Raw genomic sequence first — 24208 nt, 5'->3', positions numbered from 1 at the left:
CCGCGGTCACTTGCGCAAGGCGCGGCTCATCTCCGCAATCGGCATCGCGACAATCGAGTCCAGCAGCCGGACTTCGCCGGCATTCGGCTGCGCGATTTCGTCGACGCTGCGCCGGGTCTGCGCCACCCGGGCATCGAGCATGGCCAGCATCTCATCCAGCAATCTTTCCGAACCCTTCGGCGAAAGACGAAGCGCTTCGCCGAAGGCGAGCATGTTCTTTCGGTTGATCTGCGCGAATTGCGTGGCGTCACCAACAGGCATGGTCAGGTCGCAGTGCGGCCAGCGGTCCCGCTGCTGCGGCTGATAGGTCGGCGTGTGGTAGACAACCGTGCTCACCAGGTCGTAGAACGGAGCCAGCCTGTAACCGCGAGCGGTGACGAAGAACGAGAGATTTTTCAGGTGCGAGTCGGCATTGCCGATAAGCACATTGAAGATCGCCCAGCGGAATACATCGAGACGCGCCACTGCGCGCGTGCTGGTTTTCTCGATGGCATCCCTGAGCACGTGCGCAGTCGCGTTCTGATACTTGAAACTGCGGTCGTAGTTCAACAACTGCATGGCGTCGACGGTATGCAGCCGCCGAGCCGGCTCACTGCTCGTGTCACGGTCGAAACGATCGATCAGGTAACAGGCCGAAGGCACACGTAAAAAGTGCGTAGGCGGAACACGCACGCCCATCGCGCGCGCCAGCTGCATGCAAAAAAACTCGTTGATCGCCGAATGCGGGTAACCCGTGCTGCGCATGTCGGGCTTGAGCAGATGCATGGACGGCTCGCTGCCCACGGGCTCCAGCAGTTCGTAGTGCGGCGCGTTGCCTCGCAAGGTCAGCAGCAGCTTCTGTTGGGCGCCCGCCGCGGACATGCGTTTGGGCGCCGTGGCGGTGAGCGCGTGCTGTGGCATCGCCTGAATGCGTGCCTCCAGATTCGCTTGCGACAACGGCTGCAGTCCGCCAGGTGCCTCCTGTTCGCGCTCTGCGAGCAGCGTCAAGGCGCCGGCCGATTCCCGGCCGTAATAGGCGAGCAGGCCCCACGCGTCGCTCGCATCGACCTTGGCCTCACGAGCGAGCGCACTGCGCATTTCCTCTTCGGGCAGCAAGTTGTCGAAGAACCATTGCACCGGCCGCTGGCTCGACCCGTCGACGAAAGGCTCGGCTATCAGTGGGAAAGCAGGTGAAAGCGCAAACGCGTCCTCACGGCCCAGCCAGCCCTGGTCGTAGGCAAATGACCACACACCGCTGTCATCGCTCACGACGCCCACGCGCCGGCCATTCGCATACGCGACCAGCGTTCTAGCCGCCATGGGAACTCCGGCGGCGATGGGACGCCTTGTTGGAGACGTCTGCGGGAATGTCCACGGAAACCTCGGCGCGCAGGGTGATGCCCAGTTCGCTGAGAAGATGCAGCACCTTGCCGATCTGCGCCGTGGGCTTACCTGCCTCGATGTGCGTGATGAACTTGGGAGACAGGCCGCTCGCGGCGGCGACGTCGTCGCGCGTCAACCCCTGCGCGAGCCTGGACGCCCGCACGAGATCGCCTAACTCCGTCATGTTGCCGATGAAAACCTTGGACTCCATCACTCGCCCTCGTGTACGTTCGTACCCGCTCGGGAACATTATGCCACGAGACTGCCGTACGGAGCCGGTTTCGTACCCGAGCGGATACGAGTCGGTACGCCGAGGCCGCAATAGGGACGCTCCGTACCCGATCGGGTACGAAAGATGGACAAATCCGGGAATATGAGCGTGGCCGTACCCGAGCGGATACGAACTAAATATTGTCAGTCTGGGAGCCGCCGCGCAGGCGGACGGACGCGCTTCGCAGTCCGCCGTCCTTCCACCTCGCACAAGCGCGCGGCCGCGGCGCGAGCAAGCTGCCGCGTAGCACTACGCGGCAGCCATCTCACGTCATCATCCCAACCAGCGGCGCGCGTTCTGGAACACGCGCAGCCACGGGCTGGCGTCCGTGGCGCCTTCGCCCCAGCCTTCCGGGTGCCAGCTCATCTGCACCGCGCGATGCACGCGCTCGGTGTGCGGCATCAGCACCGTGAAGCGGCCGTCCGGCGTCGTCACCGACGTGATGCCGTTGGGCGATCCGTTCGGGTTGAACGGATACTGTTCGGTCGCCTGACCACGGTGATCGACATAGCGCATCGCCACCGCGACCTTCGGCGCATCGCCCTGCTGCGAGAAGTCCGCGTAGCCCTCGCCGTGGGCGATCGCGACCGGAATGCGCGAGCCTTCCATGCCGTTGAAGAAGAGCGACGGCGAAGCCTGCACCTCGACCAGCGAGAAGCGCGCTTCGAATTTCTCCGACTTGTTGCGGGTGAACTTCGGCCAGGCTTCGGCGCCCGGAATCATCGAAGCGAGGCTGCTCATCATCTGGCAGCCGTTGCAGATGCCGAGCGCGAACGTGTCTTCGCGGCCGAAGAACGCGGCGAACATGTCGGCCAGTTGCGCGTTGAAGCGGATCGCCTTCGCCCAGCCTTCACCGGCGCCCAGCGTGTCGCCGTACGAGAAGCCGCCGCACGCCACCGCGCCGGCGAAGTCCGCCAGATTGGCGCGGCCGGCCAGCAGATCGCTCATGTGCACGTCGTGCGCGTCGAAGCCGGCGCGGTCGAAAGCATAGGCCGTTTCGAGGTGCGAGTTGACGCCCTGCTCGCGCAGGATCGCCACGCGCGGACGCGCGCTCCTGCCGATGAACGGCGCGGCGACGTCTTCTGCCGGATCGAACGTCAGGATCGGGGAAATGCCCGGATCGGCCGCGTCGGAGAGCGCGTCGTATTCGGCGTCGGCGCACGCGGGGTTGTCGCGCAAACGTGCGATACGCCAGCTCACTTCGCTCCATGTGCGATGCAATTCGGTGCGCGGCGCTTCGTAAATCTTCTTGGCGTCGCGATAGATTTCGATCGTGTCGCGCTCGTTGATCTTGCCGATCACATGCGAGCACGCCGACAGCCCGTGTTCGCGCAACGCTGCGAGCACCGCGTCGCGCTCGGATGCGCGCACCTGGACGACGGCGCCAAGCTCTTCGCTGAAAAGCGCGCGGATCGTACGGTCTTCACGACGGCCGCTGGTCTGCTTCGCCCAGTCTTTGGCGTCGCCGTAGTCCGATTCGTGGTTCGGATCGAGCACCAGCATGTCGACATTCAGCGACACGCCCACGTGGCCCGCGAATGCCATTTCGCACACCGTCGCCCACAGGCCGCCGTCCGAGCGGTCGTGATAGGCGAGCAGCTTGCCGTCCTGATTCAGCGCCTGGATCGCGGCGAAGAAACGCTTGAGGTCTTCCGGATCGTCCACGTCCGGCACCGTGTTGCCGACCTGCTGCGTGACCTGCGCGAGAATACTGCCGCCGAGACGATGCTTGCCGCGGCCGAGGTCGATCGCGATCAGCACGGACTCGCCCACCTCGCCGGCGCGGCGCAGCTGCGGCGTGAGGTGGCGGCGCACGTCCTGAACCGGCGCGAACGCCGAAATGATCAGCGAGACCGGCGCGACCACTTCCTTCGCGACGCCGCGGTCTTCCCACTTGGTGCGCATGGACAACGAATCCTTGCCGACCGGAATGCTGATGCCGAGCGCCGGGCACAACTCCATGCCGATCGCCTTGACCGTGTCGTAGAGCGCGGCGTCTTCGCCCGGCGCGCCGCACGCGGCCATCCAGTTCGCCGACAGCTTGAGCTTGTCGAGCGACGCGATCGGCGCCGCCGCGATGTTGGTCACGGCCTCGCCGACCGCCATGCGGCCCGACGCCGGCGCATTGATGACAGCCAAAGGCGTGCGCTCGGCCATCGTCATGGCTTCGCCGGTGAAACCCGCGTAGTCCATCGTGGTGATTGCGACGTCGGCCACCGGCACTTGCCACGGGCCGACCATCTGGTCGCGCGCGGTCGTACCGCCCACCGAGCGGTCGCCGATCGTGATCAGGAACGACTTGCTCGCCACCGTGGGATGACGCAGCACGCTGAGCGCCACATCCGACAGCGCGATGCCGGTCACATCCACCGGTTCGAGCTTGCGCTCGACGCGTTTGACGTCGCGATGCATGCGTGGCGCCTTGCCGAGCAGAACTTCCATCGGCATGTCGACCGGCTGGTGCGCGTTGTCGTCGTTCAGTTCGGAGTCGATCAGCTTGAGCTGACGCTCGGCGGTGGCCGTGCCGATCACGGCGAACGGGCAACGCTCGCGCTCGCACATGGCGGCGAAGGCCGGCAGATCGGCCGGCGCAATGGCCAGCACGTACCGTTCTTGCGCTTCGTTCGACCAGATTTCACGCGGCGACAAGCCGCTTTCTTCCAGCTGGATCTTGCGCAGATCGAAAAGCGCGCCCTTGCCGGCGCCGTCGACGACTTCCGGGAAAGCGTTCGAAAGACCGCCCGCACCCACGTCGTGAATGCTCAGGATCGGGTTCTTTTCGCCGAGCTGCCAGCACGCGTTGATGACTTCCTGCGCACGGCGCTCGATTTCCGGGTTGCCGCGCTGCACCGAGTCGAAGTCGAGTTCAGCCGTGTTGGTGCCGGTCGCCATTGAGCTAGCGGCGCCGCCGCCCATGCCGATGCGCATGCCCGGACCGCCGATCTGGATCAGCAGCGAGCCTTCCGGCAGATCGTGCTTATGCGTGTGCTGGTCCGAGATATTGCCGATGCCGCCGGCGATCATGATCGGCTTGTGATAGCCGCGCACCAGCCCCGCGACGTTCTGCTCGTAAGCGCGGAAATAGCCGCCCAGATTCGGCCGTCCGAATTCGTTATTGAACGCGGCGCCGCCGAGCGGGCCGTCGATCATGATCTGCAGCGGCGAGGCGATGCGGTCGGGGCGGCCGTACGCTTCGTGTTTGTCGTCCGGATTGCGGTGTGCGAGCGGCTGCGCGGCGTCGCGCGCGTTTTCCCACGTCTCGACGCCGTCCGGCAATTCCAGATTCGACACCGTGAAGCCCGCCAGACCGGCTTTGGGACGCGCGCCACGGCCGGTGGCGCCTTCGTCGCGGATTTCACCGCCGGCGCCGGTCGCGGCGCCCGGGAACGGCGAGATCGCGGTCGGGTGATTGTGCGTTTCCACCTTCATCAAGGTGTGCGTGAGTTCATTGCTGCGGCGGTAGTGCTCAGGCAGTTCGCTCGCGCCCAGGTCGGCCGGGGTGCGCGGGAACCAGCGCTCGGCCATGCCGCCCGCCATGATCGCCGAGTTATCCGAATACGCGACGATCGTGCCCTGCGGATTCAGCTTTTCGGTGTTGCGGATCATGTTGAACAGCGAGATATCCTGCTTTTCGCCGTCGATGGTCCAGTCCGCGTTGAAAATCTTGTGGCGGCAGTGTTCGCTGTTGGCCTGCGCGAACATCATCAGTTCGACGTCAGTCGGGTTGCGGCCGAGCTTCGTGAAGGCGTCGACGAGGTAGTCGATTTCGTCGTCGGCGAGCGCGAGGCCCAGTTCCGTGTTCGCCGTTTCCAGCGCGCCGCGGCCGTTGCTCAATACGTCGACGGTTTGCAGCGGCTTGGCCGGCAGTTCGTCGAACAGATGCAGCGCGTGGTCACGCGACGGCGCCACGCTCTCGGTCATCCGGTCGTGCAAGGCCGCCGCGACAGCGGCGCGGGCTTCGTCGGAGAGTGCTTTCTTGCCGCCCAGCAGGCCGCTTTTCAGCGTGACCGTGTACTCGACGCCGCGCTCGATGCGGCGCACCTGCGTGAGGCCGCACAGATGCGCGATATCCGTTGCCTTGCTGGCCCACGGCGACACCGTGCCGAAACGCGGCACTACGAGAAAAGTCTCGGCCGTGCCGCGCTCGCTGGTTTCTTCGAGCGGATCGCCGTAGTGCATCAGCGCTTCGATCTTCGCGTTGTCTTCAGCGGAGAGCGGCGTCTGCGCGTTGACAAAGTGCAGATATTGCCCGCGCACGCCGGTGATGTTCGGATCGATGCGCGTGAGCGTGTCGAGCAGGCGGGTTTGACGGAAATCGGAAAGGGCCGAAGCGCCGGGGAAACACGAGAAGTGGGCCATGGACTTGACGTTGCGTCGCTAATGATGCCGATGAGTGATGCCGATGAGTCGCGCGTGAAGGCGACGTGAGGCGCAAAGGAAGTCCGGGATTATACCCCGGGAAGAGGCTTCCAGCGGGCCTGGCGGTGCGGCTTCGGGCAGGTTTCGAGATAGTTTCGCGAGGGCTTGGCGCAAGCTCCGCGTGGGTTCCGTGCGACTTCCGGTGCGCTCGTTACGCCAATCGCGCCGGCGCGCCGGCGTTGCGCCCGCGTGGCCGCGCCAGCGGTTTGACTGCTATCATTCGCCCTTTCACCAGATCGGCGCGAGCGGCCACGCAGGCGGCACGGCGCGCCGCATGTCACGCTCAACGGGCAAGCGCCGCTTCGGCGTCCCGTCGGCAAATCGAATCAGAACATGGATGTCATCGTCATCGGCGGCGGAATTGCGGGCGTCGCCACCGCTTATCAACTGCGCGCGGCCGGCCATCGGGTATGCGTCGTCGAGCGCCACGCCACGGTTGCGCAGGGCGCAACCTATGGACACGGCGGCACCGTCCTGCCGACTCCACTCGACGTCTGGTTCGGCCCGACCTTCATGGCCAGCCGCCAGAACGCCAAAAACGGCGTCATCAACAAGGCCGGCTTCACCGGCTCGGCGCGCCAGTTCGTCAAGCAGCTCGTCGAGCTGCAGGAACCCAACGCATTCGGCCATCAATACGGATTGCTGCGACCGCTGATCGAGCTGTCGCGCGACACCATGGCGGACATGGAGGCGCGCTTCGGCCTCGAGTTCGAACAGACCAGCGGCCTGCTCTATCTGGTGCGCTCCGAACAGGAATGGGACCAGCTGCGGCCCGCGCGCGGCCTGCTCCAGCTTTTCGAAGTGCCGCACCACGAGCTGACACCCGAACAATGCGCCGCGTTCGAGCACTCCGTGCGCACCGAGCCGGAATTCGCGGGCGGCGTGCTGTTCGACCAGGAGCGCACAGCCAATGCGCCGCTCTTCACCAAGCTCATCAAGCAGACGCTGGATACGCAGGGCGGAGTGCAATTCATGCTGGGCTGCGAAGTCTCGTCGATCCGTCTGGACGGCCAGCGCGCCTCGGTGGAACTGGCGCCGCAGCCGGGCGCGACCTCCCGTTCACGCGAAGTCGATGTGATCCACGCCGACGCGGTGGTCGTGGCCGCCGGTCACGGTAGCCTGCCGCTGCTCGAGCGTCTCGGCCTGCGCTTGCCGCTGCATCCGCTGCGTCTGCACACGCTGGTCGCACCGATCGCGCATGAGGAATGCGCACCGCACGTCGCCATCGTGGATGCGGTGAAGCGGATCGCGATTAGCCGCATGAACCATCGCCTGCGGATTGCGGGCGGCGCGGTCTTGCAAAGCGCCGGCCAGATCGACAAGCCGTTGGGCGAAGCGGTGACCAAGGAAGCCCTCGCCCTGCTCGGCCAGGCGACGCACGACTGGATTCCGGGCGCCGCGCGAATCTCGGTGGCCTTGCCGTGGGAAGGCGTCAAACTGCTGTCGCCGGACGGCTTGCCGGTGATCGGCAACGCGCTGCATCCGCGTCTTTTCGTCAATGTGGGCCACGGCCCGGCCGGTTGGGGGCTCGCCTGCGGATCGGGTAAGCTGGTGGCCGACCTGATTTCGGGCGGCACGCCGGACGTCCCCACGGACACACTGGCCGCGCTGCGCGCGGATCGGTTCAGGTAATTCGCCGGCCCGCGCACGAGCGGGCCGCAAGAGGTGACCGCCGGGCACTCATCGGCACTACCATAGCGATTCCCCCAGCTTTTTCGCCTGCCGCCGGGCGAACCGCCAAGCCTCGCCATGACAGAAGCCGACCACACGCCGCCGACACTCATCAGCCCGCACAACCGGGCGCTGCCTTTGCTTACGCTCACCGACCTGCGGATCGCCGAATCCCAGGCGGCGGCCGCTTTGCCGAAACACACGCTGATGTCGCGCGCCGGGAAATCCGCCGCGAGCTTCCTGCGCGAGCAGATCACCCGCGATACGTCGATCGAGAAATCCAGGCAGAAGGTGTGGCTCATCGCCGGGCCGGGCAACAACGGCGGCGACGCGCTCGTTCTCGCGACGGAACTGCACCAGGCCGGCATCGCCGTCGAGCTGTGCATGCCGGTCGAAGTGAAACCGGACGACGCGCGCTGGGCGCTCGACACGGCCCGCGCGGCCGGCGTCGCGATCACCAGCGCGCCGCCCGCCTCGCTGGACGGCTACCGGTGGCTGGTGGACGGCATGTTCGGCATCGGCCTGACGCGTCCGCTCGAAGGCGTGTTCGCGGCCGTCGCCCGGCAGCTTTCGCAACGCGCGAAAGCACGGCCGCGCAAAGGCGGCGTGCTGGCGCTCGACGTGCCGAGCGGCCTCGACAGCGACACCGGCACCGTTGTGGGCAATGGCGCCGGCGCCGCCGTCCATGCCACCCACACGATCACCTTCATCGGCGCCAAACCGGGGCTCTTCACCGCCCAAGGGCGCGATCTCGCCGGCGCCGTCACGGTCGCGCCGATCGGCGTCGACACGAGCGGCCGCACGGCCGTGCAACTGAATGCCCCCGAACTCTTCGCCGCCTTTCTGCCGCCGCGCGATTTCGCGACCAACAAGGGCAGCTTCGGCAGCCTCGCCGTGGTCGGCGGCGACACCGGCATGTGCGGCGCGCCGATCCTCGCCTCGCGCGCGGCGCTGTACACCGGCGCGGGCAAGGTGCACGTCGCGCTGCTAGGCGAAGGCGCCCCGCCCTACGATCCGCCGCACCCCGAACTCATGCTGCATGCCGTCGACGATCTGCCGCTCGACCAGATGGACGCGCTCGCCGTCGGCTGCGGCATGGGTCATCGCGAATGCGCCACGCGCGTGATGCACGACGTGCTGCAACTCGACGTCCCCAAGCTGTTCGACGCGGACGCGCTGAACCTGATCTCGAAGGACCCTGCGCTTGCCGCCGATGTCACCGCGCGCGGCGTGCAAGGCGATCCGTGCATCCTCACGCCGCACCCGCTCGAAGCCGCGCGCCTGCTCGGCACCGACGCGCCGGGCGTGCAGCGCGACCGCCTCGCCGCGGCGCGCTCGCTCGCCGCGCGCTACGCGGCCGTGGTGGTGCTCAAGGGCACGGGCACCGTCATCGCCGCAGCGGACGGGCGCCTCGCGATCAATCCGACCGGCAACGCCGCGCTCGCGACGGGCGGCACCGGCGACGTGCTCGGCGGCATCATCGGCGCGCTGCTCGCACAGCATCTGCCGCGCTACGAAGCCGCACTCGCGGGCGTCTATCTGCACGGCCTCGCCGCCGACACGCTGAGCGCACAAGGCCACGGTCCCGCCGGCCTGACCGCGGGCGAACTGGCGCCGATGGTGCGGACCTTGCTCAACCGCCTGTTTTATCCGGCAGCGGAGTGCTGAAGCTGTCCGTCCCAACCTATGGATGGACCGCCCAAACCGCTGCCGTCCGTCACGCAACGCCGTTATACTGACTGACTGCGCCGCGCGTCGGAGCCACGATGGGTGACGGCGAATTATTATCGCCACCCTCGGCGGACCCGGCCGCGCGGCATCGCTCTAACAGCATCGTTGCATCATCCTCGGCAGCGCTTCACGCGCGCGCCTTTCTTCGTGCCACTTGGTTAGACGGACGCTATGACCCAGAACTCGCTCCCCTCCTGGTCCTCGCTGCAAGCGCATTACGACAAGATTCGCGATGCGCACATGCGCGACTGGTTCGCCCCCGAGAACGATCCCGCCCCTACCCGTGCCGAGCGCTTAGCGTTCGCGGGCGGCGGTCTCGCGGCCGATTTCTCGAAGAACCGCATCACCGACGAAACCCTGAAACTGCTCGTGCAAGTCGCGCGCGAAGCCGGTGTCGAGAAGCGCCGCGACGCCATGTTCGCGGGCGACATCGTCAACCCGACGGAAGGCCGCGCCGTGCTGCACACGGCATTGCGCGCCACCGACCCCAAAGCGCCGTTCTACGCGCAAGTGCAGGCCGAGCGCGCCAAAATGGCCGCGTTCGCGGACCAGGTGCGCAGCGGCGAGTGGAAAGGCTATACCGGCAAGCGGATCCGCTATGTCGTGAACATCGGCATCGGCGGCTCGGATCTCGGGCCGAAAATGGTCGTGCATGCGCTGCATCATCTGGCCACGCCGGAGATCACCACGCATTTCGTGTCCAATGTGGACGGCGCCGATCTGTACAACGTCATGCAGCAGATCGATCCCGAAGAGACGCTCGCGATCATCGTCTCCAAGACTTTCACCACGCTCGAAACCATGACCAATGCGCGCTCGCTGCGCGACTGGTTCATCGAGAAAGGCTGCCCGGAAAGCGCACTGGCGAAGCACTTCGTCGGCGTGTCCGCGAATCCCGCGGAAGTGGTCAAGTTCGGCATCGCGAAAGAGAACGTCTTCGAGATGTGGGACTGGGTCGGCGGACGCTATTCGCTGTGGTCGGCCGTCGGTCTGTCGATCATGATCGCGATTGGACCGCAGCAGTTCGACGAACTGCTCGCCGGCGCCAACGAGATGGACCAGCATTTCCGCGACGCGCCGCTCGAGAAGAATCTGCCGGTGCTGCTCGGCATGATCGGCAGCTGGTATCGCAACTTCTTCGGCTCGCAAAGCTACCTGGTCGCGCCGTATTCGCAGGCGCTGCATTTCCTACCTTCGTATCTGCAACAGCTCGAAATGGAGAGCAACGGCAAGTCGGCGCGTCTGGACGGCGCAACGGTCGACTACCCGACCGCCGCGGTGACGTGGGGCGAGCCGGGCACGAACGGTCAGCACGCGTTCTTCCAGATGCTGCACCAGGGCCCGACGATCGTGCCGATCGACTTTATCGCCGTGTTGACGCCGGAGCATCCGCTCGTCAGCCACCATCCGAAGCTGCTCGCCAATTGCTTTGCGCAAAGCGAAGCGCTGATGGTCGGCCGCACGCTCGAAGAAGCGAAGAAAGTGGCCGGCGCGGACAAGCCGGAACTGGCGCCGCACCTGGTGTTTCCGGGCAACCGTCCGACCACCACGCTGCTCGTCGAGGCGCTCACCGCACGTTCGCTCGGCGCATTGATCGCGTTGTACGAGCACAAGGTGCTGGTGCAGGGGACGGTATGGAACATCAACTCCTTCGATCAGTGGGGCGTGGAGTTGGGCAAGATTCTCGGCAAGGTGGTGGAAGCCGACCTGACGGCGCCGGGTGCTGATGTGAAGAAGCATGATTCTTCGACGTCGGCATTGATCGCGCGGGCGCGGGCGGCGTTGAAGAAGTGATGGTGAGCGGCGCGGTGGTTCGCGCCGCTTGACTTGAATGGCGTGGTCGCCCGATACCGGAAGCCACCATGAAAAAGCGGGCCCTTGCGGCCCGTTTTGCTTTTGCAGCGACGCTCGACGCTCGCTCAGGCGAGACGTCCCGCCTCGATCGTCACTGTCGTATCGCAGCGGCGCGCCAGTTCGATGTCATGCGTGACGAGAATCAACGTCGCGCCGTTCGCGCGGTTCATCTCGAACATCAGATCGATCACCGCGTGACCCGTGGCGGCGTCGAGACTGCCGGTCGGTTCGTCCGCGAACAGGATCGCCGGGTGTGTGACGAACGCGCGTGCGAGCGCGACGCGCTGTTGCTCGCCGCCCGACAGCAGCTTCGGATAGTGACTGGTGCGCTTGCCAAGACCCACCTGCTCAAGCAAGCCGCGCGCACGCGTTGCGGCCTCGCGCGTGCCGATGCCGCCTAGCAACTCCAGCGGCAACGTAACGTTCTCGAGCGCGGTCAAATGCGGCATCAGTTGAAACGACTGGAATACGAAGCCGACGGAGCCGCTGCGCAATGCGGCACGCTCGTCTTCATTCAGTTCGCCGAGTTCGCGGCCGAGCAACCGAACCGAGCCCGAACTCGCGCTGTCCAATCCTGCGAGCAAGCCGAGCAGCGTAGACTTGCCCGACCCGGATGCACCGACGATCGCCACACTGCTGCCGGCATCGATAGCAAGATCGATGTCGTCGAGAATCGTCAGTTCGCCTGTTGCATCGTTAACCTTCTTGCACAAACCCCGCACTTCAATGACTGGATCAGTTTTGTTTAGCATGGTGAAGCGTAGGTTGAAAGTGCGTGCCATGACGTCTCGCGCCACGGCGTTGACAACGGCATGCGGCTGCGCCGCCGTGGCCGCCACCCTGTTTCTTTCCGTGAGCTTCACGGCGCGGGCCGCCAACGCGCCCGAACCGGCCAAGCCGGTGATCGTCGTGCTCGGCGACAGCATCTCCGCCGAATACGGCCTGCCCCGCGACACGGGATGGGTTGCGTTGATGCGCCAGCGCCTCGCCGACGAGCGAATCGATTATAGCGTCGCCAATGCGAGCATTAGCGGCGACACCACGAGCGGCGGACGAGCCCGCTTGCCGGCGCTCATGCAGCGCCTGAAGCCGAGCATCGTGATCGTCGAACTCGGCGCCAACGACGCCTTGCGCGGCGTGCCGCTCTCCACCACCGAAGACAACCTGCGCACGATCATCGAGCAGGCTCAGCAAGGTCACGCGAAGGTCGTACTGGTGGGCATGTACGTGCCGCCTAATTACGGCCCGGACTACACGCAAAAGTTCCACGGCTTGTACGGCGAACTGTCCAAACAGTTGCGTGTGACGCTCGTGCCGTTTCTGCTCGCCGGCATCGCCGACAAACCGGATATGTTCCAGGCCGATCAGATTCACCCGACCCAGCAGGCACAGCCAGTGCTACTTAACAACGTGTGGCCCGCAGTCAAGCCACTCCTTCGCACAAGTTCGCCGCACTGAAAAATCTGCTAACAACTTGTTTCCAGAACTGTGGGAACGCGGATCGGTAAGTTCTCTCTGACACTTTCGTAATCCCGCGTAACCGGCTCGATTTTGAGCGACTTTTGAGGAGATAACGTGAAATATTTACCGTTAATCGCTTTGACCGTGGCAATTTCTGCCTGCGCCGCTCAACCGCCCGCTGGCGTTCAGTCCGTAGGCGAAAGCCAGCAACCGCCGAAGGCCGTCGCTACCTGCATCGCGCAGAAGTGGGCCGACAGCTCGCAGCAACAGGTCGTCTCGCAAGACACATTGGCTAACGATCAAGCCATGGATGTGTATGTTCCGGGTCAGCAGCCGCCCAACGGCGCCGCTGCTGTCGTACGTCCGTCGTACTCCGGCAAGGGTACGTGGGTCGGCTTCCGCGCCGGTGGCGCTGGCGGCAGCGACGCCACGAGCGCGATCAGCGGCTGCCTGTAACGCTCGCAGCGTGTCGCGGCAAGCCGTTTGACGATTTTGCACTCGTCAAATGAAAAAGCCCCGCATTTGCGGGGCTTTTTTGCGTTTGGGCGGTCTTACTCGCCGCTCGCCTGGGCATTGCTGCTGTCGAGCGAGCCGTAGAACTTCACCTTCGAACGCGCGCGCACTGCTTCGACATAGGCCTCTGCTTCGGACTGCGCATCGACCTGTGCGATCTGTTGCTGCGCTGCAGCCAGACGTTGCGGATCGACCGTGTGCCCCGCTACCACCGCGTTCACGCGATAGATCGCATAGCCGTCGTCGCCGAGATCCACCCCGACGTAAGCCGGCAATTTTTGCGCGTCCGCCTTGTAGATTGCACTCAATGCGGCCGGCGGCACGCCTTGCGCGTCGTTGCGCGACACCTTCAACGGCGACGAGAAGCCCGTCGTTGCCTTCGACTTTTCGAACTCGGCCAGTTTGGCCACACCGTCCTTGTGAGCCGCTTCATCCGACTGAACCGCGATCACTTTCTGACGCACCGCGTCCTTGACGGCGTCGAGCGCCGGCACTGCCGCGGCCTTATAGTCGGTCACGCGCGCCGCGATCAACGTGTTGCCGCCGACGTCGATGGCCTGCGTGTTGTTGCGTGCCGTCGTGGCGTCACTGGCGAACACCGCGGCGAGGAACTTCGCATTGTTCAACGGGCTGTCAGGCGCGAGCTTCGGATCCGGCTGCGGCGTGACCGTGGCGGTCTGCACTTGCAGCTTGTACTTGTCGGCGGCCGGTTGCAGGCTCTTCGCTTTTTCATAGACGATCGACGTGAAACCTTCCGAATCGTCGGTGAATGCCTTGCTGGCCAACTGCGTCTTCAGGTCTTTCGAGATCTGATCTTTCACTTCGTCGAACGGCTTCGTGACCGCCGGTTTCACGTCCGTCACCTTGACGATGTGATAGCCGAAGTCGGTCTGCACGATGCCGCTGACTTCGTCTTTCTTCAGCGCGAACACGGCATCATCAAACGCCTGGCCGCCCGCGATCATGCCGCGGCCGAAGTAGCCCAGATCGCCGCCCTTCGACGCCGAACCCGGGTCTTGCGAATTCTGCTGTGCGATCTGCGCGAACTGGTCCGGATGCGCCTTGATCTGCGCGAGCAACTCTTCGGCCTTCTGTTTGGCCTTGGCCTTGTCGGCCGCGCTCGCGTCTTTCGGCGCTGCGATCAGAATGTGGCTCGCCCGCACCTGGCCGTCAGTGCGGTAATGCGCGATGTTGTCGTCGTAGTACTTCTTCAGATCGGCGTCGGTAGGCTGCGCGGAAGCGGCGAGCGTTGCCGGCGACAAGACGAGATACTGGATCGTGGCCGTGGCCGGCGTGGCGAATTCATTGCGATGCGCGTCGTAATACGCTTGCAGTTGCGCGTCGGTAGGCTGCACCTTCGCGGCGTAGTCGCGCGGATGGAACGCAATGCCCTGCACCTCGCGCTGTTGCTCCGCGAGTTCGGTCAGATGCTGTGCGAGCGTTTTCGACGTGAACGCGCTGCCTTGAATGCTGGCCGGCAACTGCTGCGTGGCGATGCTGTAGCGCACGCGCTCGTCGTACTGGTCGGGCGTCATGCCTTGCATGGCGAGCAACTGCTTGTAGCGGTCGACGTCGATCGTGCCGTCAGGATTCTTCAGCGACGAGATCACCGGATCGTTCATCAACACGCGGCGCACGGCGTCGTCGGACGCGGTGAGATGCAGGCGCTGTGTTTCATCGGCCAGCACGCGTTGCTCGATCAGACCATCGAGCATCTGCGCGCGGCGTTCCGGCGTGTCGAACGACTTCATATCGAACTGCGCGCCGAGCATTTGACGGGCGCGATCGAGTTGCTGACGCATCGCGTTGTCGTATTCAGCGCGCGTGATCTTGTGACCGTTGACGCTCGCGACGTTTGCACTTTCGTCAAAGAAGCCGCGAAAGCCCTGAATACCCACAAAACCCAACCCCGGCACAATGACGAGGATGAGCATGAACATCATCAGGCGTTTGTGATTACGGAAAAAATCGAGCATGCGTGAGGAGTGCCAAAAACAGAACGCCCGATCTTACAACAGCGGGCAATAAAAAAGGCGAACCGGAGTTCGCCTTTCGAGGATACTGGCGGAGTGGACGGGACTCGAACCCGCGACCCCCGGCGTGACAGGCCGGTATTCTAACCGACTGAACTACCACTCCTTATGTTGCGCTGGAACACTTAACCGAATCTGAAACTGGTGGGTGCTGAGGGGTTCCAACAAACCCTAGCCTGCCTTGATGGACAAGGCTATTGCCCAGTTCGATTGCGCAGATACAACGAAAAATACAACGACGTAAGATTTTGCCTGAAATGTCGTAAGTTGGCAACGGGAAAGTGCACCTATGCAGCCAGCCTCACGGCAACACGTTGCTCTACTGCGGTTGAAAGCGGGCTTCTCCGAAATGCACGCATTCAGGAGAACCGAAACGGGCACAAGGTGCGAGAAGTTGAAGCAATTGGGAGCCGATTCACGACTGTCGGGAGAGACCAATCAGTCGTGAGACGGCCTGCCTCGCCCCTGACAATCCTGTCAATATTTCCAGTCGCGCCCGCTCTCATCGCGTTCATGGCGACAAGCGAACATATTGTGAAAAGTCACCCACGTACGTGGCGGGCCCATTGATCGTGTGGCCGATCATACGCTCCTTTGGTACGCTGAGCTTCACGCACGCGAGCGCATTCGCCTTCGCAGAATCAACAGCACGCAGCTTTTCCAGAAGGAGCGAATCGCATGGGTACCACGATGCGACGAGGCTATTTTGCCCTTCCTTCGCTAGCCCGATCGGCATTGTCAGTGTCCTAAGCGTCACACGCCGCGAAGATGAGCCACGCACAACCGCAGCCGGCATAGCAGGTCGTTCGATTTCTGACGTTATTTCCGAGTCTGTGGACTGCCTCAACTGTAGCTCTATCAGTACGGTAGACCCGAGCCGATCCAAGATGTTGACGTTGGTGATGCCGATACTGGTGTCCTTTGTTGCACTGCAATCGACGCCATAGGGGGCGAGCGCCGAACACTCGGTGCCATCCAAAGCAACATTTGTGGCGTGCCGGTTCCCAAATCCAAGAACGTTGACGACCATCTTCGGAAGCAGCGTTGCATTGTCGCCCTGAAGTGGCAAGATGATGAACACTAGGCCGAACGTCGCGACGCCGATCCATGCCCGCTGCCTCCAGTCACGTGCAGCAAATGCACCGCAGTTCAGCAATATTAGATAACTGCCCCCGACGATCGCGATAACTGTCTGTGTATGAAGGGGGCTGGCGCTCACCACCACACTAAGAAAAAGAAAGGTCACCGACGCGCAGAAGCAGAACACCAACGTAGCCCAGACCTTCGCCGCCATCAGCCTCGTCGCCTCGCTCCCGAAGAACGGTTGAGGGGGGCGGCCCGACCGGTTTGCATCCCGGCGGCCGCGGGTGATTCGGGCCGCAACGGGTATCGCGACCGCGACCGAAATAGCGGCCACGAATGCCGTCCCGATGAGTCGATCCTGCAGCAGCCATGCACATGCATTGGCCGACCATGTGCCAATTGCGACCAGCGATACGGATGAAGACGGCGGTGGTACTGGGTTACCTTGCGGCACGACAACGTAGCCGTTCAGATACGCCGTAACCAGCACCGCAAGAAACGTGATCGAAGCCGCAAGAAGCGCCAGGAGCGCGTATTTGAGCGGACGTCTTCCTCTGCGCCAGTCAACGAGCAGCAACAATGCAGCCGAACCGAGCGACAGCACATAGGCACCGCGTGAGAGTTCAGGATTCTGCGGAGACAACCATGCATCGAACGATTTCGTCAACAAGCCGAACCAGGCCAACAGGCTGAAGATCGTCACGCCGAGAATGAAGTTGCCGCGAATGAGATAACCATGGTCATCTGCGGCAGTGCCATTTGCTCCCGGATAAAAGGCCGCCACAGCTTTTCTTGTCGCGAATCCGGTGAAAAGCAAATAGCCCACCATGGCCATCCCAAGGAACAGTTCGGTCAGAAAAGATGCGATGAGCGTACCCGTCAACTCTCCCAGCGAAAAATCCGGTAACTCACCTGCGCTCATCGCATAGATGTAGAGCGGTATCGCGCCCAGCAACGGAACCGCGACCGAAAGAGCCCATATTTTGTTTTCCAGCGCGAGATCGAGAAGCCGTGTTGTGAATGGTTTCTGGTTATTCATTTTTTATCGATAGGTAAGTCTGTTACGCCAACCAATGTGCGTGCGCGGACGCACGTGGCCGTTCCCGCCGTGGCTCGGCACCATCCAACCCGTCGACCTGTGTTTTTTCACAGATGACTTAGCATGCGCAAACGATTGCGTGTTTTGTTGTTACAAAAAAAATCTCCAATGATCGTCTACATTCGGGCACAGGAGGCGAAATTCTACTAGACTCTGGGTCACTGTATCGGCTTGGCACTATATGTAGTGTTGATGGCGAGGGCCGGTCTCTTTTAAGAAGGATCTAAATAATGACCAGCCAGACGTTGTTTTCCGAGCCCGTACAACTCAGGGTGAGTCGCCCAGCGACATCCGACCTCACGCGACGTTTTTTCTTTCTGGTCGATGCGATCGCCAGAGATCACGAACCGACGGCAACGCAGCTTGACCGGCTGGCCTCCTCCTACGAGAGCACCGCGCAGTTTCTCGCGAACCGGGACGAGTTCGAAGGGCTGCTGCTCAAGATACATCCGCATGGTTCGCGGCAACTCGGCACGATGGTCAGACCGTCGAGATCGACTCACGACGGCTTCGACGTCGATCTAATTGCGCTATTGAGCGCCGACGCGCGCCGTCGGTATATGTCCAGCAGTGGCCCTGCCCTGCTCCTCAACGATTTCTATCGAGCCCTGAAGGACTACGCGGATTCTCATAGCTTGTCGATTCGCCGTTGGGAGCGGTGCGTTACGCTCGGGTACACCGACGGGATGTGTGCCGACATCACGCCAGTGATTGATGATCCGCTTCTCTCGGCGCCGTACGGGCAAACGCATGCGCTGATACCGGACCGGGAACTGATGCGGTATGACTCGACCAACCCGCTGGGTTACGCGAAACACTTCAATCAGGCAGCAGCAATACCGCCCGCGTTTCGTGGGCAACTGGTCATGGCGAAAGCGATGGACTCCGCGGAACGTGCAGAGGTAGTACCACTGGCAGAAGCGGATGAGGTTTTTAGCCGGCTACTCTGCCGATTCGTGCAATTGCTCAAGTTACACAGAAACAGTCGTTTTTCCGCAAGCGAAGACTTGAAGGGACTTGCGCCGACGTCCGTGTTCGTCACAACACTGGCCGCGATGGCGTACACCCAACTTGCCCCGCTTGAGCACGACAGTCCGCTGGATCTGCTTCTCCACATGGTCAAGACAATGCCCGGCCTATTCCCCCGGACCAGATTGACGAACGGCGCTGAGGAGTGGAACCTGCCGAACCCATCCGCACCCAAGGAGAATCTGGCAAGCTCAATGAATCGTACTGGGCGTCACGAGGCGTTCGATGGATGGATAACCGTGCTTACCAAGGATCTTGAGAAACTGCTGAAAGCAGTGGAACAGAACCTCGGCAATGACGTGCTGGTCAGCATCATCGACACCGCTTTCGGAACCCGATCCGCGAATGCGCTACAGGCCGCGTTGTCGAAGGTCCGTGATTCCAATCGGAGCGCCGGGCGGGTCTCCATTGTCACGGCGGCCGCGAGTTCGCGTATCCTCCCCGCTCGCGCGCACAGTTTCTATGGTGACTGATGCAAAGTCCGCATGCGAGCGTGCCGACACTTTCCCAGAGGCGACTGGAGCTCGGGCGGCTCGATCTGCCCGGCGCCACCATACGAAACCACTCTGGTCGCGAGTTGCAATACCGGTTCTCCGTGTCGCCAGGTGAGTTTTCCCGATTCTACGACTGCCTGCTCAGCATCCGGCCCGGCTTAGTCGCGCCGGACGTCTTTGTGTTGCGACCTGACCTGTCGGCCTTATCGGCCGGTCGTCGCCCGCCACACACATACAGGCACAAGGGACGAGGTACTCAGCTTTGCCTGTTCTTACCAAAGCGTCGTGAATGGATACCCCAAATGAAACTGGCTGATACGCACCTTGCCTGGACTGTCGAATGGCTCGGATATTTTGAAGAGTGGTTGGTAACTGGCGAATGGGCTGGTGGCGGCTACCATCCGACGCCGCGCGGGCGCTGCCGCAATATGCCCGCCAGTATCGATCGCGCGTAGCCGGGACAACATTCCTTGACCAGGGGCACCACACGAATTTCTGGCGTGACCCATCCACAAGGAACAGCTGCCAGCCAACCGGACTTCATTAAAGAGGCGCGCGCCAGTTAACAGGACTGCGCCAGCCCCGCAATACACATTTCAGCTCCGGAGCTCGGCGAGACGCGTATGCCCTACACCGTTGAAGTTTCGTTTGACCGGTTCTACGACAACATTAACCTGAGCGGCGACCATCGCGGAATCGCAAACGCGCGTCGCGACGACATCGTCGCCACGCTCAGCAAGACCTTCGAAATCATCGAGGCTTTCAGCACGGGCTCGATTCCGAAATTCACCGCCTTGAAGCAGCACGCCGATCTGGATGTGATGGTTGTCCTGCACTATGGCAAGCATATCAAAAACAAAACTCCAACCGAGGTGCTGCACCGTGTTCGAGAAACACTAGCGGAGTGGCGAACAGGCGTCCGTCGAAACGGGCAGGCAGTAACGCTTTATTACGCGACATGGCCAACCGTCGATATCGTCCCCGTGAGTCGAGTTGTGAACGACGACGGAACGGTGTCGCACTATAACGTCCCCGACTCCAACACGGACACTTGGATTACATCCAAGCCCAAGGCTCTGGCTGCGACGATAGAGTCGAAGTCTTCGGAGTGCGGCTACAATTTCCGGCGGATCATCAAAATGATCAAGCATTGGAATCGCATTCACAGCGACTACCTGCTGAGCTATCACATCGAGGTGCTAGCGATCAAGGTGTTCAGCGGGAATCTGGACGACACCGCGTGGCACGTGTTCCAGTTCTTTGACAAAGCGCGAAAGTTGCTCGAGGGCCCACTTTGGTACGACACCGGTTTCACGGACGACTACCTGTTGTGGTACGACAGGCAGGAAGTACTCAAGCGCTTCGATACCGCCATCGAAAAAAGTCGATCCGCCTGGAGCAAGACATACGGCGATACTAACGACCACAAAAGCGCTATCGAAATCTGGAGGCAGATCTTCGGCAGCGAGTTTCCTAACTACGGATAACCGATGTCTCGCTCTGACCCGATCCGCAAACGCTACTACGATGCCGTTGAAATGGCCGACAAGGCCTCAGACTGGCTATTCTATGCCGGTGCAGTTCTGTCCTTCGCAACCCTTTTTGTGGACGCTTTGAAGTTTCCGGCTACCTATAGCGTCATCCTCATTGCGTTCACTGTCTCGGTCCTTGCCTTGTTCGTGATCGGCCTAGCCTCGCGCTTGTATCTGACACCTCGTGCAGAGGACAAGCGGCGACAGGATTTCTACAGCAACGCATGCGGCATTGACCTGATACACCAGAGGACGGAGGGTTACTATAACAATGATCTCACCGATCCTATAAAAAAAATGGCGGCACAATTACTGGAAAACAGCCTATTTAGCAAGACGGTTGCCCTACGGATGACGAAGTGGGAGCGAATCAAAATTTCCGTGTATGCTGTCTTGTGGTTGACCTGTCTGCTATATAGACGAACTGATCTCGGTGTTGTAGTGGCTGCATCACAGGCTGTTTTCAGTGAGCAGGTTCTGGCGAAGTGGGTTCGTCTGGAGTGGCTCCGGATGCGGTTCGAGAAAACCTTTGACGACGTGTATAAAATCTTCCAGTCAAAGCCGCCGCTCAATGAATTTAACATCATGACGCTTGACGCATTGTCAATGTACGAGACGGCCAAGGCCAACGCCGCGATCACCCTGTCGTCGCCGGTTTTCGAGGAGCTGAATCCGATGCTATCCGCCGAGTGGGATGCTATAAAAGCAGTACTAAAAATTTAGAAATTACATGCTCTAGCCGAAGGACGTAAATATAGTAGCTTTTTGAGCAATCCGATTTTCCACGGTTAGAGGCTCAAATCTCCGTAAGTCGCTGGCGGACATGGCACCGAGGCAATCCCTCAATGGCTGAGGCAATCAATCACGATTACGCCGCTTTGCTATCCTGCAGGTGGTTTGCCGCCTCGAATGCGAATCCTTGTCATGGCCACTACCTCTCCGTGCTTTCCTTGCTCAAAGCCGGATTACGTCGGCCGGAACTTCGATGCCGTGGTGCCGCCGAATCGCCTCGCGAAACTCCTGCCATTCAACCGCACCCGCTGCCTCGTGCGCGCAATGCAAACATTGATCCGCGCCGGCCATCTGCTCGGTCACGGTCCGATGTACGTCAATTCCGAATCGCTTGCTGAATCGACCTACGCATGTGCCGTCGTCACCCGTCGCCCAGACGGTGTCGCCGAGCGCCGAGACATCGATACTGTAGAGATCCATCACGTTTCCAACTCGGCGGCGCGCGGATCGGCAACCGGCAATGCATCTATGCCCTGTTGCAAAATCACTCGCAGCTCTGCGTGCAGTCGATCAAGTCGAACGCTCATAATTTTGAGCATTTTCCTTGCTGTAATCGTTCATGTAAGGGCAACCCTCGGAGACTTTACCGGGAAGTCTGCCGCGATGCTTCTTCGGAACGCGGGTAGGCGGGGACCTCATCCGTGCCAAACTCGCCGTGAAGGATTCGCTCTTCGACCGTGGCGATCCGAAGGCCCTCGTTGGTCACCCGCTTGCCGCCGCTTTGCCAAGCCACGATACTGTTCGGGCAGTCGGTCTCGCCGCTATGTGCCCAAGTCGCCCGACGCTGGAACACCGCAAGTCGACCGGCTGCGTCGATCACGCGATCTCCTGGACCAAAGGTTTGCCTCGCTTGCACAGGATCACGAGATCGTCTGCGTAGGTCAGAGTGAAGGGGGCGGCCGCTTTGTTGACAAACTCCCCGCCCATTTTTCGTTCAGCGATGCCCCGCCACTACATGCGGCTACCAGTCCGGGCCAGCGTTCGTGCGCCGCACGGGCGACCGCAGCGGGGCCCTCAATGGATGCACAAGCTTCCACTTGCCGCCGGCGGCCTTGCGATACTGCCGCGAGCCCGTCGCGGGTAGACCGTTCGTCCAGTTCGAGCTTGACGGGGCGCAACGCGGACCGCAGCGTGATAAGCCGGAAGATTCGTGGCTCGTCCGTCATTTGAAGCGGATGTTGGACAGATCCACACCCACGATCAAAGGCTCGGTCAGCGCCAGGTTGTCGGCGTTGCGCGGATAAATGCGGAAGCGGGTTGGCATACGAATGCCTTGCACTTCGATGTAATCGCTGAGGTAACGGGCAGCAGCGTTGCGCCCCTGAATGTCCACTTCATAATCGTGCCGCCGCAACAGTCCGTCCGCGTCGAAGTAGAACGTCTGAACTGCGCTGTGCGTCGCGATCGATGGCGCGAATTCGACGAGAAGACGCCGCCATGGGAGTCCATCGACGAGCCACGGTTCGATCTCACGAGCCGTCACGCCGGTATCGCAGAGCAGGAACGGCGAGTTGAGATACGTCCACATCGTGTAACCGGCGAAGTAAGCGAGTTGCGGATTCGACCAGGGCGTCTGCATTTCGTAGCCGTCAAACGAAGCGCGTGGATCGTCCAACGCTTCGACGAGGCTCTCGTCCTGCCGCCGCACTTCGACCCGCGACGGTGTGTAGATCGAGTGGTCCGTGGTCGGCGCAAATGGCGAATGCGACACGCGCTTCTCGTGTAACTGCACCGTCACATGAGAGTTGGTCAACACCCCACCGCGTTGTTTCAGGTCCCATATCGCGCCCGTGTGATGCAGCGTCGCCGAAACGCTTCGATAGCTTCTGAAACGTTCTAGGCCACCGGCAGCCCGCACAGCCAACTCAACAAGATCATTCATTTTCTTATCCTAGTTAATGGGTAATTCCCTCGGCCGCGACTCGATGCCGGGATTCCTCGAAGAGAGGGGTTGCTTCGCCTGGCTTCTTAAGCGCCAGCCCAATCTCGCCCGCCGAAAAAGGCGGCGATTTAGATCACCGAATTCGGCGGCATTGGAGTTGCGGACTGTGTCCGGCGCACCAGATCGCAATGGATGAAGCTCGGAAGCGGGCCGAACGCGTGCCGTTTTCCGACGACAAAGACGATGGAGGACCGCATTCGACGTCGATTTCTATGCGGCAAAACCCGCGTCCGCTTGAAAACGGGGTCGTTTGAAACCGTCACCACCTCGCATGCTGGCCATCCTCACGGCGCGACCCGGCGCACGGCATCCTCGCTTGAGCGAACGGTCAGATTTATTCAAATGGAGGGAAATCTAGCGTGGTATCGTTGACACGATTGACGACGTTCGTGAAAGTGATCGAGGCCACCACCAGCATGGTCTCGATGACCTGCCGCTCCGTATAGCCCGCCGACAATAACGCATCCAGCGCCTGAACAGGTACGGTACCCCGCGTCGTAGCGAGCGTGCGCACGAACGTGACGAGCGCGTCGCGCTTCGCGTCACCCGTTGCGACCCCCGCTCTGATCTGCTTCATTGCCTCTTGCGAAAGCCCGACTTTCTTGCCGAGCATCGTGTGCGCCGCGATGCAGTAGTCGCATCCAGCCGTTTCGCTCACTATGAGGCGAATGGCTTCCCGGTCTGCCTTGTCGAGCGTACTGGACGCGATTACCGCATCCACGCCCAGCATGGCGGCCAGTGCTTCAGGACTATTCGTGCCGATCGTTGCGTACGCGTTCGGAACCTTTCCCATTACCTTGCCGATCTGACCGAATAGTTCCTCTGCTTTGCCGGACGCGTCAGCCGGATTGATCGTGTTCAAGCGTGTCGCCATTTTTCACTCCATGAGAGGGGGTTCTGTACGACCGGTCACGTCGATTGA

The 24208-nt window shown here is 61.9% G+C and carries 19 protein-coding genes and 1 tRNA gene; 9 read left to right on the top strand and 11 right to left on the bottom strand.

Features of this window, described 5'->3' with window-relative positions:
* Positions 1 to 6 precede the first annotated feature (6 nt).
* The 3 genes from B0G73_RS12480 to purL form a co-directional block, all read right to left on the bottom strand.
* Positions 7 to 1299, bottom strand: coding sequence for a HipA domain-containing protein (locus B0G73_RS12480; RefSeq protein WP_106281101.1), 1293 nt, complete (start codon positions 1297 to 1299; stop codon positions 7 to 9).
* A complete protein-coding gene (locus tag B0G73_RS12475; RefSeq protein ID WP_106281099.1) occupies positions 1289 to 1573 on the bottom strand; it encodes a helix-turn-helix domain-containing protein in 285 nt (94 codons plus the stop codon). Before B0G73_RS12475 ends, B0G73_RS12480 begins: the two co-directional genes overlap by 11 nt.
* Positions 1574 to 1906: 333 nt before the next feature.
* On the bottom strand, positions 1907 to 5992 hold the full coding sequence (gene purL, locus B0G73_RS12470; protein ID WP_106281097.1) for a phosphoribosylformylglycinamidine synthase: 4086 nt from the start codon (positions 5990 to 5992) through the stop codon (positions 1907 to 1909).
* 393 nt (positions 5993 to 6385) lie between these two features.
* Here purL and B0G73_RS12465 point away from each other — a divergent pair, with 393 nt between their 5' ends.
* The 3 genes from B0G73_RS12465 (at position 6386) to pgi (ending at position 11248) form a co-directional block, all read left to right on the top strand.
* Positions 6386 to 7684: an FAD-dependent oxidoreductase gene (locus tag B0G73_RS12465; RefSeq protein WP_106281095.1), complete on the top strand. Its 1299-nt coding sequence runs from the start codon at positions 6386 to 6388 to the stop codon at positions 7682 to 7684.
* A 117-nt stretch (positions 7685 to 7801) separates the two neighbouring features.
* Positions 7802 to 9391 (top strand): NAD(P)H-hydrate dehydratase, encoded by a 1590-nt coding sequence (locus B0G73_RS12460; protein ID WP_106281093.1) that lies wholly within the window; start codon positions 7802 to 7804, stop codon positions 9389 to 9391.
* Between the two features lie 234 nt (positions 9392 to 9625).
* Positions 9626 to 11248, top strand: coding sequence for a glucose-6-phosphate isomerase (pgi, locus tag B0G73_RS12455; protein ID WP_106281091.1), 1623 nt, complete (start codon positions 9626 to 9628; stop codon positions 11246 to 11248).
* Positions 11249 to 11373: 125 nt separating this feature from the next.
* On the opposite strand, the gene B0G73_RS12450 is transcribed toward pgi, so the two are convergent.
* A complete protein-coding gene (locus B0G73_RS12450) occupies positions 11374 to 12060 on the bottom strand; it encodes an ABC transporter ATP-binding protein (RefSeq protein ID WP_106281089.1) in 687 nt (228 codons plus the stop codon).
* Positions 12061 to 12088: 28 nt separating this feature from the next.
* Between B0G73_RS12450 and B0G73_RS12445 the strand changes: the two genes are divergently transcribed.
* Together B0G73_RS12445 and B0G73_RS12440 are read left to right on the top strand one after the other, a co-directional pair.
* The gene (locus B0G73_RS12445) at positions 12089 to 12766 is read left to right on the top strand and encodes an arylesterase (protein WP_258193291.1); all 678 of its coding nucleotides are present in this window, start codon (positions 12089 to 12091) and stop codon (positions 12764 to 12766) included.
* Between the two features lie 117 nt (positions 12767 to 12883).
* Positions 12884 to 13225 (top strand): hypothetical protein, encoded by a 342-nt coding sequence (locus tag B0G73_RS12440; RefSeq protein ID WP_106281085.1) that lies wholly within the window; start codon positions 12884 to 12886, stop codon positions 13223 to 13225.
* 95 nt (positions 13226 to 13320) lie between these two features.
* Here the strand turns inward: B0G73_RS12440 and B0G73_RS12435 are convergent, their stop codons facing one another.
* From B0G73_RS12435 to B0G73_RS12425, 3 genes are all read right to left on the bottom strand, one after another.
* On the bottom strand, positions 13321 to 15258 hold the full coding sequence (locus tag B0G73_RS12435) for a SurA N-terminal domain-containing protein (RefSeq protein ID WP_106281083.1): 1938 nt from the start codon (positions 15256 to 15258) through the stop codon (positions 13321 to 13323).
* An 86-nt stretch (positions 15259 to 15344) separates the two neighbouring features.
* Positions 15345 to 15421 (bottom strand) — tRNA-Asp (locus tag B0G73_RS12430).
* A 405-nt stretch (positions 15422 to 15826) separates the two neighbouring features.
* Positions 15827 to 17437 (bottom strand): hypothetical protein, encoded by a 1611-nt coding sequence (locus B0G73_RS12425; protein WP_106281081.1) that lies wholly within the window; start codon positions 17435 to 17437, stop codon positions 15827 to 15829.
* Between the two features lie 290 nt (positions 17438 to 17727).
* On the opposite strand from B0G73_RS12425, the gene B0G73_RS12420 reads away from it, so the two are divergent.
* The 4 genes from B0G73_RS12420 to B0G73_RS12405 all read left to right on the top strand — a co-directional run bounded on the left by B0G73_RS12420 (position 17728) and on the right by B0G73_RS12405 (position 21275).
* A complete protein-coding gene (locus B0G73_RS12420) occupies positions 17728 to 18999 on the top strand; it encodes a nucleotidyltransferase (RefSeq protein ID WP_181196537.1) in 1272 nt (423 codons plus the stop codon).
* A 323-nt stretch (positions 19000 to 19322) separates the two neighbouring features.
* Positions 19323 to 19475 carry a hypothetical protein gene (locus B0G73_RS41195; protein ID WP_258193290.1) on the top strand — a complete coding sequence of 51 codons (153 nt, stop codon included), beginning with the start codon at positions 19323 to 19325 and terminating at the stop codon, positions 19473 to 19475.
* A 168-nt stretch (positions 19476 to 19643) separates the two neighbouring features.
* Positions 19644 to 20507, top strand: coding sequence for a nucleotidyltransferase (locus B0G73_RS12410; protein WP_106281077.1), 864 nt, complete (start codon positions 19644 to 19646; stop codon positions 20505 to 20507).
* Positions 20508 to 20510: 3 nt separating this feature from the next.
* Positions 20511 to 21275, top strand: coding sequence for a hypothetical protein (locus B0G73_RS12405; protein WP_106281075.1), 765 nt, complete (start codon positions 20511 to 20513; stop codon positions 21273 to 21275).
* A 231-nt stretch (positions 21276 to 21506) separates the two neighbouring features.
* On the opposite strand, the gene B0G73_RS12400 is transcribed toward B0G73_RS12405, so the two are convergent.
* From B0G73_RS12400 to B0G73_RS12385, 4 genes are all read right to left on the bottom strand, one after another.
* A complete protein-coding gene (locus B0G73_RS12400; protein WP_106281073.1) occupies positions 21507 to 21764 on the bottom strand; it encodes a hypothetical protein in 258 nt (85 codons plus the stop codon).
* Between the two features lie 163 nt (positions 21765 to 21927).
* Positions 21928 to 22164 (bottom strand): hypothetical protein, encoded by a 237-nt coding sequence (locus B0G73_RS12395; RefSeq protein ID WP_106281071.1) that lies wholly within the window; start codon positions 22162 to 22164, stop codon positions 21928 to 21930.
* 342 nt (positions 22165 to 22506) lie between these two features.
* Complete coding sequence (locus B0G73_RS12390; RefSeq protein WP_106281069.1) at positions 22507 to 23226, bottom strand: hypothetical protein; 720 nt, start codon at positions 23224 to 23226, stop codon at positions 22507 to 22509.
* Between the two features lie 394 nt (positions 23227 to 23620).
* Positions 23621 to 24160 carry a carboxymuconolactone decarboxylase family protein gene (locus B0G73_RS12385; RefSeq protein ID WP_106281067.1) on the bottom strand — a complete coding sequence of 180 codons (540 nt, stop codon included), beginning with the start codon at positions 24158 to 24160 and terminating at the stop codon, positions 23621 to 23623.
* Between the last annotated feature and the right edge of the window lie 48 nt (positions 24161 to 24208).

The organism is Paraburkholderia sp. BL25I1N1, assembly GCF_003002025.1.
GTDB lineage: Bacteria > Pseudomonadota > Gammaproteobacteria > Burkholderiales > Burkholderiaceae > Paraburkholderia.
This window is presented reverse-complemented; position numbering and strand designations above follow the sequence as displayed.